This is a genomic window from Aeromonas sp. Prich7-2 (genome assembly GCF_017939255.1).
In the GTDB taxonomy this organism is placed as follows: domain Bacteria; phylum Pseudomonadota; class Gammaproteobacteria; order Enterobacterales; family Aeromonadaceae; genus Aeromonas; species Aeromonas caviae.
The window spans coordinates 1-293 of the sequence record NZ_JAGKRI010000359.1; the positions used below are offsets into that span (position 1 = coordinate 1).

Here is a 293-nt window from a genome sequence, read left to right on the forward strand (position 1 = left end):
ATGGCTGCTTCTAAGCCAACATCCTAGCTGTCTGAGCCTTCCCACATCGTTTCCCACTTAACCAGAACTTTGGGACCTTAGCCGGCGGTCTGGGTTGTTTCCCTCTTCACGACGGACGTTAGCACCCGCCGTGTGTCTCCCGGATATTACTTACTGGTATTCGGAGTTTGCATGGGGTTGGTAAGTCGGGATGACCCCCTAGCCCAAACAGTGCTCTACCCCCAGTAGTATTCGTCCGAGGCGCTACCTAAATAGCTTTCGGGGAGAACCAGCTATCTCCGAGTTTGATTGGC

The 293-nt window shown here is 53.6% G+C and carries 1 rRNA gene; it reads right to left on the minus strand.

From position 1 onward, the window contains the following. Positions 1 to 293 (minus strand): 23S ribosomal RNA (locus J9892_RS25310); the annotation flags it as partial.